At 35.9% G+C, this 18,961-nt stretch carries 12 protein-coding genes and 1 riboswitch; of the genes, 4 read left to right on the top strand and 8 right to left on the bottom strand.

Translation table 11 applies throughout. From position 1 onward, the window contains the following. Positions 1-126: 126 nt before the first annotated feature. Together mfd and RHO12_02225 are read left to right on the top strand one after the other, a co-directional pair. Positions 127-3,576, top strand: a complete 3,450-nt coding sequence (gene mfd / locus RHO12_02230; protein ID WVD66599.1) for a transcription-repair coupling factor — start codon at positions 127-129, stop codon at positions 3,574-3,576. Between the two features lie 19 nt (positions 3,577-3,595). Next, positions 3,596-4,972 carry a DUF945 family protein gene (locus tag RHO12_02225; GenBank protein ID WVD66598.1) on the top strand — a complete coding sequence of 459 codons (1,377 nt, stop codon included), beginning with the start codon at positions 3,596-3,598 and terminating at the stop codon, positions 4,970-4,972. A 103-nt stretch (positions 4,973-5,075) separates the two neighbouring features. Here RHO12_02225 and RHO12_02220 read toward each other — a convergent pair whose 3' ends face one another. Further along, on the bottom strand, positions 5,076-5,684 hold the full coding sequence (locus RHO12_02220) for a riboflavin synthase subunit alpha (GenBank protein ID WVD66597.1): 609 nt from the start codon (positions 5,682-5,684) through the stop codon (positions 5,076-5,078). A gap of 78 nt (positions 5,685-5,762) precedes the next feature. Beyond that, a riboswitch (Fluoride riboswitch) is annotated at positions 5,763-5,832 on the top strand. Between the two features lie 105 nt (positions 5,833-5,937). Between RHO12_02220 and crcB the strand changes: the two genes are divergently transcribed. After that, positions 5,938-6,318 carry a fluoride efflux transporter CrcB gene (crcB, locus tag RHO12_02215; protein ID WVD66596.1) on the top strand — a complete coding sequence of 127 codons (381 nt, stop codon included), beginning with the start codon at positions 5,938-5,940 and terminating at the stop codon, positions 6,316-6,318. A gap of 95 nt (positions 6,319-6,413) precedes the next feature. Here crcB and RHO12_02210 read toward each other — a convergent pair whose 3' ends face one another. The 7 genes from RHO12_02210 to RHO12_02180 form a co-directional block, all read right to left on the bottom strand. Then, positions 6,414-11,357, bottom strand: a complete 4,944-nt coding sequence (locus RHO12_02210) for a DNA repair ATPase (protein ID WVD66595.1) — start codon at positions 11,355-11,357, stop codon at positions 6,414-6,416. Positions 11,358-11,538: 181 nt separating this feature from the next. Continuing rightward, the gene (locus tag RHO12_02205) at positions 11,539-13,572 is read right to left on the bottom strand and encodes a flotillin family protein (protein WVD66594.1); all 2,034 of its coding nucleotides are present in this window, start codon (positions 13,570-13,572) and stop codon (positions 11,539-11,541) included. Positions 13,573-13,607: 35 nt separating this feature from the next. Next, entirely contained in the window at positions 13,608-14,255 is a 648-nt protein-coding gene (locus tag RHO12_02200; protein ID WVD66593.1) for a hypothetical protein, read from the bottom strand. Positions 14,256-14,334: 79 nt separating this feature from the next. Then, positions 14,335-15,042, bottom strand: coding sequence for a PspA/IM30 family protein (locus RHO12_02195; protein ID WVD66592.1), 708 nt, complete (start codon positions 15,040-15,042; stop codon positions 14,335-14,337). A 33-nt stretch (positions 15,043-15,075) separates the two neighbouring features. Continuing rightward, positions 15,076-15,720: a DUF2170 family protein gene (locus RHO12_02190; protein ID WVD66591.1), complete on the bottom strand. Its 645-nt coding sequence runs from the start codon at positions 15,718-15,720 to the stop codon at positions 15,076-15,078. A gap of 126 nt (positions 15,721-15,846) precedes the next feature. After that, positions 15,847-16,938: a ribonuclease D gene (rnd, locus tag RHO12_02185; GenBank protein WVD66590.1), complete on the bottom strand. Its 1,092-nt coding sequence runs from the start codon at positions 16,936-16,938 to the stop codon at positions 15,847-15,849. A gap of 55 nt (positions 16,939-16,993) precedes the next feature. Continuing rightward, positions 16,994-18,148 carry a metallophosphoesterase gene (locus tag RHO12_02180; GenBank protein WVD66589.1) on the bottom strand — a complete coding sequence of 385 codons (1,155 nt, stop codon included), beginning with the start codon at positions 18,146-18,148 and terminating at the stop codon, positions 16,994-16,996. A 72-nt stretch (positions 18,149-18,220) separates the two neighbouring features. Between RHO12_02180 and cmoA the strand changes: the two genes are divergently transcribed. Then, a complete protein-coding gene (cmoA, locus tag RHO12_02175; GenBank protein WVD66588.1) occupies positions 18,221-18,955 on the top strand; it encodes a carboxy-S-adenosyl-L-methionine synthase CmoA in 735 nt (244 codons plus the stop codon). Positions 18,956-18,961: the final 6 nt, after the last annotated feature.

The raw sequence follows: 18,961 nt of genomic DNA, 5'->3' as shown, positions 1-18,961 counted from the left end.
CAATCATAACGATAGCTCATTATCATATCAAGAATCAAGCAATCATGATATCTTGATTTCTTAATTGTTCAAATTAAGCTATAATTGACCACTAAAATTTATCATAGTTGCTATTAAGATTTACACATGCCTAATATTATACTGCCTAACGCACAAGGAGAAATCCAAGAGTTTGGTCAATTAGTCGGCTCATCAATTTCACTATTTTGTGCGAAAATACTGTCACTTCATCAAGGCCCCGTTGTAATTATTACTGATGATATGCAACAGACAACACGTCTACATGAAGAACTCAAGCAATACTCCTCAATACCTACTATGTTATTTCCCGATTGGGAAACATTGCCTTATGATAGTTTTTCTCCTCATCAAGATATTATTTCGCAGCGATTATCATGTCTTTATCAAATCCCGACCTTAAAAAAAGGCGCCTTGATCCTTCCGGTAAATACCTTAATGCAAAAAATCTGCCCAAGTTCTTATTTAAGTGCGCATGTTTTTATTATGCAAAAAGGGCAACACATCTCTCGAGAAGGTTTACGATCCCAGCTCGAAAATGCTGGCTATCGTAGTGTTAACCAAGTAATGGAACACGGCGAGTACGCCACTCGAGGCGCACTTTTCGATGTTTATCCAATGGGTAGCAGTGTCCCCTATCGGCTCGATTTTTTTGATGATGAAATCGATAGTATTCGTATTTTTGACGTTGAAACACAACGAACCTTAGATGAAATAGATAATATTCAATTATTACCAGCACACGAATTTCCATTTGATAAAGCCGCAATAGAGCTATTTCGTAGCCAATGGCGAGAAAACTTTGCAGTCAGGCTTGAAGCGGAAAGTATCTATCAGCAAGTCAGCAAAAACATTCTACCTACTGGCATTGAATACTGGCAACCGCTGTTTTTTAATGAACCCTTGGCCTCTCTTTTTAATTACTTACCTAATAATACTTTATTAATTAATACTCAAAACATTCATCAATTTGCCGAAAAATATTGGCAAGACATTCAAAACCGTTACGAAAGTCGCAATGTTGACCCTATGCGACCGTTGCTTAAACCTGAACAAATTTGGTTAAAAGTCGATGAAGTTTTTGCCAAATTTAAACACTACCCTCGCGTAATTATCAGTAATGAAAAAATAACCAGTAAAAAAGCACAGAACTTGGGCTATGAAGCGTTACCCGAGCTCGCAATACAAATTCAACAGAAAGATCCTTATCACCATTTTCAACAGTTTTTACAAAATTATCATCATAAAATTATTTTTTCTGTTGAATCACAAGGTCGTCGTGAAGCGCTACAAGATGTTCTTGGTCGAATAAAAATTTATCCCAACTATATTGAAACAGCGAGTGAAATTGAAACGGCTACTCAACAGTTTTATTTAATGGTTGGAGCCAGTGAACAAGGCTTTATTGATGTTGATAACCAATTTGCCTTAGTGACTGAAAATGAATTATTCGGTCGCCGCATTATTCGGCGTAAAAAAGAAGCTAAACAAGCGATTAATACTGATAATTTAATTAGAAGCTTAGCTGAGTTAACACCAGGTAAACCAGTTGTTCATTTAGAGCATGGTGTGGGTCGATATTCAGGACTCACAACACTTGAAACCGGCGGAATATCCGCGGAATATTTGATTATAATTTATGCTAATGAGACAAAGCTTTATGTCCCTATTTCATCACTAAATTTAATTAGTCGGTATTCTGGTGGTGATGAGGAAACCGCTCCACTCAATAAATTAGGTTCTGATGCTTGGAGCAAAGCTCGCGAAAAAGCAGCCGAAAAAATCAGAGATGTGGCAGCGGAACTACTTGATATTTATGCCCAGCGAGAAACCAAACCAGGCTTTGAATTTAAACAAGACCGCGAGCAATATGAATTATTTTGCCAAGGATTCGCTTACCAAGAAACGGATGATCAACTTAATGCAATTGGTGCCGTGATTAGTGATATGTGTACGCCTATCGCGATGGATCGCTTGGTCTGTGGTGATGTTGGTTTTGGTAAAACAGAAGTTGCGATCCGTGCGGCTTTTTTAGCTGTGATAAATCATAAGCAAGTTGCCTTATTAGTCCCAACAACCTTACTTGCTCAACAACATTATGAAAATTTTTGCGACCGATTTGCCAATTGGCCTATTCGCATTGAAGCATTATCTCGTTTTAAAACGGCTAAGCAGCAACAAAAAATATTAGCCGATTTACAAGACGGTAAGGTTGATATTGTTATAGGTACCCATAAACTACTACAAACTGATGTAAAATGGCGTGATTTAGGCTTACTCATTGTCGATGAGGAGCATCGTTTTGGGGTAAGGCAGAAAGAGCGCATTAAAGCGATGAGAGCTAACGTTGATATTTTAACTTTAACAGCAACGCCAATCCCAAGAACCCTCAACATGGCAATGAGTGGTATGCGTGATTTATCGATTATTGCCACCCCACCAGCGCGTCGCTTAGCCGTTAAAACATTTGTCCGAGAATACGATAGTTATGTTATCCGTGAAGCCATTTTGCGTGAAATATTGCGTGGTGGGCAAGTGTATTACCTGCACAATGATGTAGCTGATATCGAAAATAGCCAAAAAAAATTACAAGAACTCATTCCTGAAGCACGTATTGCAATTGGCCATGGTCAGATGCATGAACGCGAACTTGAACGCGTAATGAATGATTTTCATCACCAACGTTATAATCTACTGCTTTGCACTACAATTATTGAAACAGGGATTGATGTACCTAACGCTAATACTATTATTATTGAACGAGCAGATAAATTTGGTTTAGCACAGTTACATCAGTTAAGAGGACGGGTTGGCCGCTCTTATCATCAAGCTTACGCTTATCTATTAACACCGCCACCAAAAGCATTAACTAAAGACGCTAAAAAACGCTTAGAAGCTATCGCTTCATTAGAAGATTTAGGGGCAGGCTTTGCGTTAGCCACTCATGATTTAGAGATTCGTGGAGCGGGTGAGTTATTAGGCGAAGACCAAAGCGGCCAAATTGAAGCAATCGGTTTTAATTTATATATGGAATTGCTTGATGAAGCCGTCAAATCGTTAAGACAAGGCAAACAACCATCACTAGAATCATTATTAAGTAATCAACAAGTGGACATTGAGCTACGTTTACCAACACTAATTCCAGATGATTTTATTGCTGATGTCAATACCCGCTTATCGCTTTATAAACGCATTGCCAGTATTGAAGAGCTTGAAGAACTCAGTGATATAAAAGTTGAAATAATTGATCGATTTGGTCGTTTACCCGAGCCTGTACAATTTTTATTAGACGTAACTAAAATTAGATTTAATGCCCAGCGATTAGGCATAAATAAAATCGAGTTAGGGGAAAAAGGTGGCTACATTGAATTTGGCGCTAATAACCAAGTTTCAGTCGACTACTTAATTGGTGAAATACAAAAAGATCCTAAGCGCTATCGCCTAGATGGACAGAATCGATTAAAACTATTAAAAACTGACTTACAAAGGCAACAACGTATTGACTATATCAATACACTACTTAGCCAATTTGCTATGCATTGTGCTAACGAGCAATAAAATAAAAGGATATCGAATTATGAAAAAAGCAGTTATTGCCACCAGTATTATCGTTATTTTAGCTATTGGCTATACTGTTGCTTCTTGGTGTACGGGTAATATTATCGAAAATAATATTGATGCAAAAGTAATACAAATAACAAATGAAATTAATCAACAGCAAAATTTATCGAAGATTAATATTCAGTACACTAACTATCACAAAGGAATATTTTCAACCTCTTTTCGCTTAACCGTAGATGCCGTTAATATTGAAAAGGATAACACAATAATTTTTGATGACATTGTTACTATCTATCATGGCCCTTTCCCTTGGAGTGAAATAAAATCGGCTGACCTTTCACCGAAAATGGCCGCATTTACTTATCAAACCTCTAAAGAGAGCAATCAACAGCTATGGCTTGCGGCGGGCAATAAACCTTTTGTCACCCTGAGTGCAAGTATTGATTATAATGAAAATATTAAGCTAGTAGTCAATAATGAACCGATTAATTATACCAACGAAGAGCTTGATACCAATTTACAAGCAACTAAAAATAGTCTCTCTATATCGATTGATAATCAGTTTAATAATTTGGCTATCAAAGGCGAAGTAAATTTACTAATTTTTAAAAATCAACTAAATGAATTTGAAATAAACAATTTAGAGATGTCCAGTAAGATTGTTAAACAATTGGATTCAGGTTATCAGATTAAAGGTAACTTGAGCATAGATAAGGGATCAATAAGTCAAATTCAACCGAATAATAACGATATCAAAGTCAACCAACTTAGTATAAATATCGATGCCATGGCGCAGAATAAAAATATAACAGGTGATATTTCAACATCTGTTGATAGTCTATTTTTAGGTCAGCAAAATTTAGGTCAAGGTGAGATGTTAGTAAATTATACGTTGCCTATTAGCGGTGACTTAACTGCAGGAACGAATAATCACTTAGCGGTAAGAAATTGGTTTATTAAGCTTGATAAACTATTATGGCAGAACCAACAAGGTAATTTTAATGCTAACTTTATATTAAATATTACCGATCATAATCAAACATGGCCTGAATTAGATCAAGATAACCTAATTTTAGCTGAAGCAAATATGCATTTACCTTTAAACCCGATGGTGTATTTAGTCGCTCAGATCAGCAATCTAGATAAAGAGATACCCGATGATATTGATATCGAATCAGCTCGCCAATCTGTCATTTTATTTTCAAAAATATTATTTAAAAACTCGCCAATCATCGACTTTAACAACGAGCCTAATAATGATATCAAGGATGGAATTGTTGTTGATTTATATTATTCTAAAGATGAAAATCAAGCTAGGTTAAAAGGTAAATCAATAACTACCGAGCAGTTTTGGCTAGCACTAAGTCAGAATAAATTACCACATTTTGAGTAATATTTTGCTTAACCAATAAGCAGTACCTTAATCATTGGTGCTGCTTACTCTTTAAAACCATTATGTAAAAGACTTGATCGCCAAATGAGCGACGTTCAACTCGTTAATTTTTTTGCGCTAAAACTCTTTCGACAGTATCGACTATCGCCTGAGTTTGTGCATCAATTTCAATATTAACTAAGTCCCCTACTTTCTTATTTTTTAAGGTGGTAACGGCTAATGTTTCTGGGATCAAGTGAATATCAAAACCAGTGCTATTAATATTACCCACGGTTAAACTCGCGCCATCAATACCAATAAAACCTTTATAGAGCACATATTTCATAAACTCAGCTGGCATGGCTAAAATCATTTGGCAATTAGTCGCTGTTTTATTGATCGCTACGATTTTGGCGGTACAAGAAATATGTCCTGACATAACATGGCCTCCAATTTCATCGCCATACTTAGCGCTACGCTCAATATTAATCAAATCACCAACGTTTTTGCTACCGAGGGTAGTTAATGCTAATGTTTCTTGCATAATATCAAATGTGACACATTCATTAGCAAATGATGTCACTGTGAGGCAGCAGCCATCGTTAGCAATTGAGGCGCCAATTTCGATAGCTTGAGTTAAGTTTGGTGGTAGTTTTACTTGATAGGTACGTAACTTATTTTTATCAATAATATCTACAATTAAGCCAACACCCTGCACAATACCTGTGAACATAACGCATATTCCTTCGTAAAATTAATTGAACTATTCTAGCATTAAATTATTGCAAAATAACCTATGTTATTGTAACTTAGCGGGCGAGGTGATGGTGTTCCACCTTACCCAACCGCCGTTCTTAACGGATGATGACGCCTGATCGAGTCGTGTAATAACGAGGAAATCAGCGCATATCAATAAAATATCTTGGTTACTGATTCCTCCTTATAATATGGCTATTTATTTGTTTTTTATCCTATAAGGATCTCATATGTTAAAAGCAATCATTGCAATTGCCATCGGCTCTACAGCTGGAGGAATATTACGTTGGATTTTATCAGTTAAATTTAATACGTTTTTTATTATTCCGTTTGGAACTTTGTTATCAAATCTTATCGCTGGTTATATTATTGGCTTTGCGATGGCATTACTCGCTAACACGCCTCACATTTCAGCAGAATGGCGACTCCTTATTATTACTGGTTTTTGTGGTGGTTTATCAACGTTTTCTACATTTTCAGCTGAAATAGTTACTTTCTTACAAAAAGGGCAAATCACGTTAGGGTTAAGTACGATTGCTATTCATGTTATCGGCTCAATATTGATGACGTTGTTAGGTATATTAAGTTATCAAGTGCTAAAAACGCTATAAAAAATCGATTGGATATTTTATTAGCATTACCCGATATTTGGGCAACAAAAAACCGCTTAACCTAATGCGCTAAGCGATTTTTTGTTTTACCTATATTAGCTTTTTAGCGATTGTACGCTTTGTACCAGATCAGCGAGTTGATTAACAATTCTTGCTCCAGTATCAATATCATCGCCTCCAAGCGCTTTATTACGCATAAAGTCTTTCTTAATTTGTGCCCAACGCACTCTTTGCTCCTCGACCATAGTATGGCGAATTTCAGCGAGTTTTAGTAAGTTTTCTTCTGCGCCGGTGGTTAATAGCTGCGCTTCACCTAAATAGTGGTCATCAATGATTTGGTTAATTTCTTGCTGATTCATTACCGGAAAAACTTTTTCTGCCAGTTTGTTCATATTACGATAACTACCTTGCAATTTGAATGGTGGCTCTTGACGGTATTTATCTGATTGTGCAGCACTAATGATATATTGTTGATTAACCTTAAATACAACTTTTCTTATTTGAATTAGATGCTTTAATACAGTACTAATTTCATTGATTTCGGTTTGGCTGTACGCATAACTCAAATCATTACTATTTAGCGGTTTACCATGCGCATAATCCATAAGCTTATAGAGATCGTTTAGGTCTCTTAAGGCCAATGGCGCAAGTACTGAGTTTGATGTTAAACAGTTTTCAATATAGCTTAAAGAGAATACCTCCTCCATGCCACCAAGGACTTCACCTAAATTATAGATATCTGCACGGTTAGTTAGCATGTCCGGAATTTTAAACACCTCGCCAGATTCAGTATAAGGATTTCCAGCCATAATTACACAAAACTTTTTACCTCGCAGATCATAGGTTTTGGTCTTACCTTTCCATACTCCTTCAATGCGACGAGAACCATCGCAAAGTGAAATGAATTTTTGTAAAAACTCGGGATTAGTATGCTGAATATCATCGATATACAGCATTACATTATTACCCATTTCAAACGCCAAATTTATTTTTTCTAGCTCCTGACGAGCGGTTGCATTAGGTGCTTGCTGCGGATCTAATGACAAAACATGATGCCCTAGTGCCGGCCCATTTATTTTCATAAAAATTAAGCCTAGACGATTAGCGATATACTCCATCAGGGTTGTTTTACCATAGCCTGGAGGGGAAATGAGTAATAGTAATCCCATTAAATCGGTTCGCCTACTTTCGCCTACTGTCCCCATCTGTTTCGCTAAGTTATCACCAATGATAGGGAAATAGACATCATTAATTAATTTATTACGAACAAAAGAGCTAAGTGGCTTAGCTTTAAACTCGCTTAGATGTAAAAATTGTCGTTGTTCATTAAGGACTTCTTGCCTTATTTGTTGATATTGTTGATATTCAGGAATAATTACTCGAGACTGTCTACGCATACGGTTAAAGAAATCATCAAGATTAATCATTAAAGTACCCTGTTTTACTCTAGGATGTTCACCTAATAAGTCAGTGATCTTGATGTCTAAGTCGATTTCACTCATCTTTAATGCAGTATGAGTATCATCTTTCAACATAATTAAAATGATTGCTTCTGGAATATAATTGCTACTCGCTTGATATTCTGAAAGCGAACAAAGCCCTTTTAACCAATTTTCAATTAACAGCCAACGATCGGCGATTCGTTGCTGCAGGCTCAACTGAGAGTGATTAAAACCACTCCACATATGTGTTTTCTCTAAGTGGCTCAGTAATCCATCAAATAATCGTTTACCATATTTACTTAAAATAAACTCTCTTGGCGAATTAGTTAAAACATAACTTAAATATTCTGCGGCTTGTATTAAATGATATTTTTCATGAGCTATTGATTCTTGACTAAAAAAATCCGTCATTGCATTAATCATCTCTTGGCGGAGATTTTGTAATCCATCGTCATGCTTAAAGAGCTCATAAATATCCATACAGGTTTTAGCGCGTTCTGGCCATAAAGCGACAAAATCATTGTCTTGATTATATTGCCAATAAAGAATCGCTAAACTGCGTGCGAGTGGATTATAACGCAGTAAACCAGCACTTTCACCGAGAGGGATAAGCTTGGTAATAATTTTAGCCGCATCGTGATCATGGATACCTTTTTCATAGCCTTCTCTATAACGCATAGCCGCAAAATCACGTACAGTTTTAGCTAAGGCATCCGGTTGATTTATCTGCGAGGCAAGTTCACTGTAAGAGAGGCTATCGGTGTTTTTTAATGTCGATGCGATCAATGAATAAACGAGGTACTCTGCTCGATAAACAGTTGGGGACTCAGACTCAAGCGACATTGACCAAAATGGCTTATAACTTTGCAATTTTGAATGATTAATTTTTTCCTGATAATCTGTCCCTGTAAGTTGTAAATAAAGGTTACCGTCTTTAGGTAAAATCGTTAGGTCCGACTCTTGTGTATTAACACTAAATCGATGGCGTGGACCTAACTTAATAATGTTTCCGCCTGCTTCAAAAATCTCAGATTTATCACGTAATGAACGGACAGATTGATCTCTAGCATTTTTGAAACGCGCTTCGATATCATCTGCTTTGACATTATCCGATAATCCACGGAGCTTTTCGGTTAATTCTGTAATTTTGATTGCCAGCTGATCTGCTGCAAAAAATGCATTAAGTTCTGTTTGATTGGTAAATTTTGCTGTTCGCCTTGGAATGCTATCCAAAATACGCTCTGCAGCAGTAAAAAGTGTTTGAGTTCGCCTAGAACGCTCTTCGATGAGCGATTGTTTATGCGTTTCAAACGTTTCAATGACCTCTTCCCGTTTAGTAAGAATATCATTTAAAAAGGTTTCATTATCGCTAAATTGATTCTCTAACTCTTCAAGCTGTAATGATAAACGGGATAATTCATCATCACATTTTTCAGGCGTTATAGATAAACTTAGTGCACTTGCGATACTTTGACTAAACAGTTTAAACTGTGCACCAAATTGAGCGATCGTCTCAACGCTCGTTAATGATTTGCGCTTTTGATTAACTTTGGCTTTAGTTTGGTTTAGTTTAGAATAGACTTCGGCAATTGATTCAACAATGTTGGTTTGTAAAGTTATATCATCAAACTTTAATGTTGCCATTAATTGAGACAACATATCAAGATCTAACGACATCTGATCGGCTGTTTTAATTAAATCATTTAACTGAACGGCGATCGTCACTGTCGATAACTGTTTTTCAATATCATTAATAGCAAGTGTAAATGGCTGGAAAGCTTTTTCACTGGATAAAAATTCGGCTGTTGCTAAGGAGACGATAACACGGCGCTCCTTTAGCTCGTTTTCCATTTTATCGATTTCATTAACATCAATATACCGATAGCTACGTAAGGTCACTAATTGGCCGAGTTGCAAATTTATTGCATTAAGCGCATCAACAAACTCTTGAGTCTCCTGCCAACTATCTGGATATAACTTTGTCAGCAGCTCTTTTTGTGTCGCAGTAGCTTCTCGCATTGCACTCGTCGATTGACGCCGAATGCTTTCAACTTTTTCATATTCATCTATGACTAATTCACTTGTTTGTGAAATTCCTCGCAAAATAGGTACGAAAGAAAGATTTTTTTCATCATTAAGCCAAAAATAATTATCAAATAATCGGCGCGTGTCTTCACTTAATTTTGCATAAAGTTGAGACGAAATACTCTGATTATCTATCTCACGACTGATGAAATAAAGATCAGAAATCCCTCTAACTAATTCGGCATTACCTATTTTCCCTAAAAAGCTATTATTAGTCGGTTGTTGAGCAGCAAACTCATCACTATAAAATGGTGTCTGCCAAATTTGCATTGGATGTACACGAGTCGGTTCATTATTTTCGCCTTCAAATACCACCACCCGCCCATCTTCAAAAACGGCATAGCCATAGCCTAAGATAGGGTTATTAAGCTTGCGCTCAATCATATTATAATTGAATAGTGCGAGGCGACCAGAAGTGGGTTCATAAAACACATATAATACATCTTCACCATTAGGCGAACGCCTTATACGGCGAAAGTGCATTCCATCCATTACCTGATCAAAAGCTTTATACTCACCATTTTGCAAATAATATCCACCAGGGAAAATAATACCATGATCTTCTGGTAGCTCAATGCAAGCTAAACCAATAGCATCAATACGTTGAACTTTTTGCGTCAAAATATTGAATATCAGGTAACGCCAACTCTCCTCTCGGTATGGTAGTATTTTTAGTAATATTAATGTCCCTACTTTTGCATATTCAATCTTGGCGTCATTAATTGATTGGTTTTTATCTAGCACTTCTTCACGATAAATCCCTAGCCCATCATCGGTGTTATTTTCACACTTAATGGTTAAATCACCGCCAATAGTTTCAACAAAGACAGAATCAAGTACATTAATATGAGGAAAACGTCCATTAACAATATTTTCTCGGCTTGTTTCTTGCCATTCAAAGCTATAAGCGGGGGGGAGTGCAATATCCCGTTCTCCGCGATTATCAATATAATTTATTGTTTTTTTATCGTTTGAAATAGACCAACGAAATACTCTAATATCACTTACTCGTTCACCAATTTGAAAACTAGCCAGTAATTTACCGTCACGTTCAACTAGCTGTAAAAGCTGCGCATTTTTATAGTAGGTATAAAGTTCACTAAAATCTTGGACGAATCGATCTATATTTAAAAAAGTATTATTGAGTTCCACGGGAGCTGCGTCATAAGAACCGTCTTTTTCGACCAGCTGGTAAAGTGAAAAAACATCCTCAATTTTAGTCTCTTTTTTTAATCCGATAAAAACATTATAACCAAATAAAAACCAATCACCAAAACGAACAATATCCCTTGCAATGCAGTTATTACTGGTACGAATCCGAATACGGCTAATAATTGACATATCGCTTTTGCCAAATTCAGCTAATCGTTGTTGATTAAGTTGCTCTGTTTTTTGATTTAATTCTTGACCAAGTACGGTTAAACGTTTACGAAGAATCTCATATGCACCGCCTTCTGCTACTGCATTGTCTATCGCGGTTTGTTGTTGTTTTTTTTGTGGAGTTTCAGCCATATTTAACTCATTGATTTTATCTATAAGGAAGCGGGATTTAGGTAGTAAATCACAATATATTTACTACCAATTGATTAAGTACACCTTAGATTTAGCAAATTAAGCTTACAATTTATTCCTTATCTGACTTATCAGATAAAAATTGTTTAGCTAACGCTTTTAAATCTGTATTGGCTAACGTCTATTTTACATCAATATCCTTATTACCAGATAAACGGGATAAAACGGATTGTAATGCCGATTGCAATATCGGACTTTGACCAACCGCGCCTTCAACGGCTTTACCTACACTGATCGCCTTAGAGAAGCTATTGAAGAAATTATCATTACCACCAACAATCTCAATATTTGCTTTACTAAATGCCGCAGCCAATACATCAGCTTGTTCACGCGCAATCTCTTTATTTGCTGCAATGGCAGACATAGATTGTTCAAAGCTTTTTTCTAACGCTAAGCGGAACTCTTCATGATTCTTAGATTGTTCATCCATGGTGCTCATAGCTTGGAATTTCTCTACCAAACCATTTGCTTCCGCAGTCAAACGTTCACGAATAATAAGCGCTTCAGCTAAACCTTTTTCTTTAGTAGACGATGCTAGTGCTAACCCAATTCGTTCATCACCACGAGCTTGTGCTGATAATTTTTCTTCTAATACTTTTGCCTCTGTTAAGCCTTGTTTTTCAAGTGCAAGTGCTTTTGCCTCAATAACTTTAGCTTCTGATAATCCTTTCTCTTGGGTACCTTTCGCTTCCGCTAATAGTGTTTCGGCTGTCACGTGCGCTCGAATCAATCCTTCTTTCTCTTCTGCTTCTGCCCGTGCTTTGCGGACTTTGGCTTCAGCTAAACCAATTGCCGCTTCCTCGGCTTCAGTTCCTTCTGCTAACTGTTTTTTGGCATCTGATTGTTTAGCTGCGGCTTCTAATTCTGCTTGAGCCATCGTGCTAATTTCAATTGCACGGTGCTTAGCAGATTGCTCATCAGCTTCAGCTTGTTTGACTTGCATGACTAATTCTTGCTCAGCTTTTGCTTGGGCAGCGATAACAATAGTCTGTTTTTCACGATCAGCTTTTGACACTTCACGGACTTCTTTGATATGTTCTTCTTCGATTGCCACTGTTTTTTCAACGGCGACTCGTTCACGAATGACATTGGCAATGATTTTTCGCTCTTCTTCTAGCGCTTTATCTTTATCAATACGCTGTAATTCGACTTCACGCTCCCTAGCAACAACTTCTAAGGAACGAGCTCGTTCAACACGTTCTTGCTCGATTGCAACGGCGCGCAGGCGATTTTGCTGTGCGACTTCGACTTCGCGCTGGCGATTTTCCTCACGAACATCAATTTCTTGTTGTGATTGAATCCTCGCCTGTTCAGCTTTTAAGCGTTCTTCTTCTTGTACTTTTAACGTTTCTGCCTGCTCACGAGCTCTAATTGTTTCAATTTCACGCTTTTGACGCGCTTCCGCATCTGCTTGTTGACGCTCAAGCTCTAATTTTGCTTCGATGGTTTCAGTGTCTTTTTTCTTTAACGCGAGTTCAAGATCTCTTTCTCGCTTATTCGTTTCATCTTTGTGAACTGCGGTAATTGAGGTTATTTTATTAATCCCTTCCGCATCAAAAATATTATCAGGATCAAGTGATTTAATAGGCGTTTGTTCTAAATAGTCAATAGCGACATCTTCTAGAGCATAACCATTGAGGTCTTTACCAATGACATCAATAATTCTTTCACGGAAATCCATCCGGTCTTCAAATAGTTTTGCTAGCTCAAATTGCTTGCCAACCGTTTTCAACGCTTCTGAAAACTTAGCACTAAATAATGAACTGACCGCTTTTTGGTCGGAGGCTCTGTCAACACCAATTGATTTTGCAACTTTTAATACATCTTCAGTCGTTTCATTAACTCGAAGATAGAAAGCAACGCAAATATCTGCACGTAAATTATCTTTACAGATTAAACCATCTTTGCCTCTCCTTTCTACATCAAAAGTAATTAATGAAATTTTCATAAACTCTTTTTTGTAAATAACTGGATAAACTAAGGCCCCTGTAAAATGCACTTTAGGCTTTGATGTCATATCATTAACAATCAAAGCTGTGCCTTGTGGTACTTTAATATAAAAAGCTTTAAATAGTAGAAAAAAACCAATAATAGCAAGAAATATAACTCCAACTATAATTAACCAGAACATAACCGCATCAGTACTAATATACATAGTAAAACTCCAAATATTTTATTGTTTTAATTTAATTATTTAATATTTTCCATAAAATCTGATTCATTAATTATTTCATAGCTATTTGATACACTATCATAACTCAACAGTACTGCCTTATCTCCTCGCTGAAATAGATAACGACTATCTGCTCTTACTTGCAAAATGAGCCCTGCACCACCATCTTCATAAAATGCCTCACCCTTTTGTTCGTTAACGACACTAGAACGGATAACAACAACTTGCCCTAAAAGGGTTTTATGTGAATTCAGGCTGCCCATTTTATTGAAAAATGGGCGGATAGGTTTTATGACCTTAGCCGTTAGATAAGTGGCAATAATAAAGCTGATGGTAAAAATAATTATCCCGGCTAAATAATATAACCATGAAATGGTTATGAAATGGATTAAAATATAACGCAAGCATAGATAAGAAAAAATCCATCCGAACAGAGAAATTAGTGTAATAATGAGAGTCATGGGTACTTCATTAAATCCCCATTTTAACAATAAACCACCCAACCCTGTTGATGGGGATGCATCAATACCATCAAAATCGACATCTAAGCAATCGATATGTAAAATTCCAATTGCAGCAACCAGCCAATACAATACACATAAAGTAAGTAAGGTACTAAAAATAATGACTGGAAAAGAAAAAAAAATAGCAAAAAAGAGTTCCATTAAACATCCTTATATGGTTAATACAGCCTAATCTAATTAAACTGCGACTATTTATCTTGTCATTCTCTCAAGATTATTCTTAAAATAAATTTATCTCTTTTTCTTTCTTACTTTTTAACCTCGTTAAAATAGCATTTGCATCTTGGGTTGTTGATTTTATGCCAGCTGCACGCAATTTACTCTCTAAACTATTGGTACTTGCCTCCTGCTCTAATTCATTTTTAGCTTCGATCGTCGCAGCTGTTTTTTCTTGGCGTTTTTTTATTCTATCTAAAGAGTCAAGCGCGGTATGTAGCTTAGCACTAGAGTTACCATAGCGCATAGCAACCGCAGTTTGTGCTTTTTGCATACTTTCTGTTGCTTTAACAATATCAACCTGTTGCTTCAAATTTTTAATATTAACTTCTGCTTGGCTAACCGATTGACGTAATGATTTTACACTTTCAGTAAAATTGAAAAGTTGGCTTTGTTGAGAATTTAGTTCATTTTCTAATTCAGCAATCTTTTCAGCAACTTCGAGAGCGAGTGGTTCATTATTGCTATCAAGCGCTTTTATTGCGTAACCTTCATATTCAGCAATACTCGCTTGAGTTTTAACAACTGCTCTCTCTGCCAGTTTTTGCTGCCCAAGGATATTTGCTAATGATTCTTTCGCTTGCTTTAATTCAACATCAGAATCGCGAATTTCTTGATCTAAAATGCGTAGAGCTTGAGTATCAATAATTGACTCACCGGCATCATTAATACCACCACGCAACGCTGTTACTAATTTATTAAAAATTGCCATAATTTACTCCGTTTATTTGGTTGATATTAATATTTAATCAAAATTGAGTAAGTTGTGATATGCTTCAGTTGCTTTAATCACGTTATCACTTAGCATTTCCAATTCGTAAACAATACCGCTTAATGATGATGAAGCGCTTAACGCACCATACATAATGTAATTTAATGAGCCATCGCCACTTTGTTCAATGGCAATGGTTGATAGCGGGAATAGCTTACGGGAATAGAGAATATCTTGATTAAACTGTTCTTGGTTTTTGACCATATTTGTCGGCCATAATAAAGCTTCCACGACAATTTGTTGATTTGATACGCTCATAAATAGCGGTAAATCGCCATACTCATGCATAACGACGTGCAAGCAAGCGTCAACACCGTCAATTAATTCGACACTGGCAGAAGCTTGTGTAAAGAGTTCTACAGTAGTTAACGCCTGATAAAGTTCAGAAACGGACCAAACTATTTGTTTTTTCATCACATTATTTTCCTGTTGTTTAACGGTGCTTTTATTATTTTCATTTACCTGTGATACCCGTAGCTGTTTCTCCATATTTAGCAGCTCTATTGTATGCTCTGGCAATATCCATACTTCTTTTTTGATTAAACCTTGCTCACGTAAACGCTGTCGATATTGTTGCTGATAGAAAGCAGAGCTTTTTGTTTCTTTCGACTTTTTCATGTCGTTATCCTTCGACTCGGCATGTTAAATATTATATGCACAATAGCATAAAAAATATCACATGTAAATATTACATGTGATATTTTTGCTTTAGAATGGTTAAAATGAATATTTGTAGTATTGAGTTTATAAATTCAAATAAGGTTCAAATAACTTTCCTCGCCAACCGGAGAGTAAATCAGGCGCATGCCCTGTTTTATCACTATTAATCCAGCGAATAAATTGTTCAATATGGCGACGTGAAACTAAAATTTCATTACTTAATTGAGTTTGCTGTGCAATCTTGTGAGCGGATTCTTTGATCAATGTTGTCCATTTTTTATAATCAGGATAGGTGATAATTCGGTCAATTGGTTCAATAAAACTAGGCTCTTCTAATAATATTGATAATAATAAATCACCAAACAATCTGACTTCTTTTCCTCTTAACCCCAAAGCTGATAATTCAGCTAATGATGTTGGTCTATAGCGTGCGAGTTTCCATAATACGTCTTCATGCACCACAAAATTTAAAGCGATATCATGCTGCTTAGCATAATTAAGCCGCCAACTAGCTAACTTTTGTAAATAGCTTAACTGTTCACCTCGCAACTGCCATGCATTTTTAATGTGCAAATACGCTTTATCAGCTTGAATAAATTCACATCGCCGTTTAACAGCATTTTCACACTCTTGATAAGCAGCATTTAACCAGCCTTTATCACGTAATAAAGCTTTTAACTTATTAACTAATGGGAGTAAGTAAATCACATCATTAGCTGCATATTGGCACTGTTTACTTGACAAAGGTCTTTGTAACCAATCTGTTCGTGTTTCACTTTTATCTAGCTCGATATGCATATATTTATTCACCAATGTTGCATAACCTGCACTTAATGGATTATCTAAAAATGAAGCTAAAATTTGGCTATCTAAAATCGGCGTTGGCACAAAACTGAACTGATGACAAAAAACCTCAATGTCTTCACTGCAAGCGTGAAAATATTTTTCAATATTGGGGTTATTAATAAAAGCGCTAAACAATTGCCAATCGGTAATATTTAGTGGATCAATGAGCACAGTCTGCTTGCCATCAAAAAGCTGAATTAAACCAAGCTGAGGATAAAATGTTCTGGTTCTTACAAACTCGCTATCTAAAGCAATCGCATCTATATTATTATCGATTTGAGAGCAGTAATCATTAAGTTGTTGATTAGTCGTAATAAGGTGATAAGACAAAATAATTCCCAATATATCATTAACTATAATTGTTATTTAAGTATCTAGCTTGATACTATTTAAACGTGAGCTCAGTAACCACAATTTCAGCACGTGTCATTAAACGAATTGGCGGCCCCCATAACCCATAACCACTAGAAACAATGCTCATAAATGGATTGTTAGCAACAGGTTGTTCAAGCCCCCAAGCATTTTTATACATAGCATTAACCACTAGCGTCATTGGGAATATTTGCCCTGCATGAGTATGTCCTGAAAACATAACATCAATACCTAAATCAGCGGGCTCTGTCAAATTTTGTGGCTGATGATCGAGCAAAATAACTGGATCGTTCTCATCAACTAGACTCAGTAATGTAGGTAAATCTGCTCGGGTTTTACCAAAATTTTTAACCACATAATCATCTCGGCCGATGATTGTGATACCTGTAGCATTATCGTAAAAAACACTATCTTGCAAAACTTTCATATTCCCAGCAGTAAAAGCCTTGATCACATCCTCATTACTATTATTTTTTTCTCTTTCTATACCGTAATGTTCATGATTACCAAAAATAATAAATGTACCATAAGTCGATTTTAGCTGAGCAAAAAGCTCGGCTAAATTTTTATCTAAATAGGGTTTTAAACGTTGATCTAAAGTATCTCCGGTAATAAAAATATAGTCGGGTTTTAGGCTATTTACATCATTAACCATGGTCTGAATAAAATGTCTTGATGTCGTCTGATTCAGATGAATATCGCTTAATTGTACAATTTTTAATTGTTTAACTCGTGCCGGCTTATCAATAGTAATTTGATAATTGATGATACGTGGAGCACTTGCCATATATAGACCGACAATAAAAAATACCATGGTCATAGTAATGTAAATGATTTGCAAGATTAGACGATAGTTGCCTTTTCTTCTAAAGACAAGGTATAAAAACAAACGAAGAACATCAATAATAACAATGCTATAGAACAAGCATAAAATGAATGAAAAAACAAGACTACTAATTAAGGGTAACCAATAATCCGAAACAGAAAAAAATACACGACTTAACACAAAGGACAGCGAACCGACAACAATCATTAACCACACTATTTTTTTGGAAATAGTATTAAAATACCCTTGTTTATATAGATTAAACAGATTAATAACCCTGAAACCTAAATAAAAGGCAATGATTAAACTTGTGATTACTGCTACCGCTAAAAACCAGTTCATAAAAATTACATATTAATGATGATAAAATGATATGATAACAGAAATAGTTTAAAAATACGCATTAATATAATTATGGAACCAAAAAAAGATTTGCTCTTTTCTGCACCAATTGAGAGCTTAGGCGACTGGACTTTTGATGATAAAGTTGCTGAAGTTTTCCCTGATATGATACAACGATCCGTTCCTGGTTATTCAAATATAATTTCAATGATTGGCATGTTAGCCACTCGATTTGTTACTGCAGACAGTAATATTTACGACTTAGGATGTTCTTTAGGCGCAGCGACCTTGTCAATTCGGCGCAACATAAAACATGATAATTGTATAATTTATGCTATAGACAACTCAAATGCAATGGTTGAACGTTGTCAGAAACATATTAGTGCCTATAAAGCAAAAACTGCTGTTGAGGTGATTTGTGCTGATATAAACAGTATTATTATGCAAAACGCATCAATGGTAGTATTAAACTTTACCTTACAATTTTTAACACCCGATGCGCGCCAACAAGTATTAAATAAAATCTATCACGCTTTAAATCCAAATGGTATTTTAGTCTTGTCAGAAAAATTTAGTTTTACAGACAATATCATTAATGATTTATTGTTTGATATGCATTATGATTTTAAACGAGCGAACGGTTATAGCGAATTAGAAATAAGCCAAAAACGTAGTATGTTAGAAAACGTTATGATAACCGACTCGATCGAAACACATAAAACCAGATTAGTTAGCGCCGGATTTCAGCATATTAATACTTGGTTCCAGTGTTTTAACTTCGGTTCAATTATTGCAATAAAAAAGTAATAATAA

It is taken from the genome of Orbaceae bacterium lpD02, assembly GCA_036251875.1.
In the GTDB taxonomy this organism is placed as follows: domain Bacteria; phylum Pseudomonadota; class Gammaproteobacteria; order Enterobacterales; family Orbaceae; genus Orbus; species Orbus sturtevantii.
Note: the sequence above shows the minus strand (reverse complement) of the source record. Positions and strands in the feature narration are given on the sequence as shown.

Bases quoted from the DNA above. Each gene is read 5' to 3' on its own strand.
- RHO12_02190 (WVD66591.1), bottom strand. From the start codon at position 15,720: ATGAAAAAGTCGAAAGAAACAAAAAGCTCTGCTTTCTATCAGCAACAA.
- mfd (WVD66599.1), top strand. From the start codon at position 127: ATGCCTAATATTATACTGCCTAACGCACAAGGAGAAATCCAAGAGTTT.
- RHO12_02195 (WVD66592.1), bottom strand. From the start codon at position 15,042: ATGGCAATTTTTAATAAATTAGTAACAGCGTTGCGTGGTGGTATTAAT.
- RHO12_02220 (WVD66597.1), bottom strand. From the start codon at position 5,684: ATGTTCACAGGTATTGTGCAGGGTGTTGGCTTAATTGTAGATATTATT.
- RHO12_02180 (WVD66589.1), bottom strand. From the start codon at position 18,148: ATGAACTGGTTTTTAGCGGTAGCAGTAATCACAAGTTTAATCATTGCC.
- RHO12_02200 (WVD66593.1), bottom strand. From the start codon at position 14,255: ATGGAACTCTTTTTTGCTATTTTTTTTTCTTTTCCAGTCATTATTTTT.
- RHO12_02205 (WVD66594.1), bottom strand. From the start codon at position 13,572: ATGTATATTAGTACTGATGCGGTTATGTTCTGGTTAATTATAGTTGGA.
- RHO12_02225 (WVD66598.1), top strand. From the start codon at position 3,596: ATGAAAAAAGCAGTTATTGCCACCAGTATTATCGTTATTTTAGCTATT.
- crcB (WVD66596.1), top strand. From the start codon at position 5,938: ATGTTAAAAGCAATCATTGCAATTGCCATCGGCTCTACAGCTGGAGGA.
- RHO12_02210 (WVD66595.1), bottom strand. From the start codon at position 11,357: ATGGCTGAAACTCCACAAAAAAAACAACAACAAACCGCGATAGACAAT.
- cmoA (WVD66588.1), top strand. From the start codon at position 18,221: ATGGAACCAAAAAAAGATTTGCTCTTTTCTGCACCAATTGAGAGCTTA.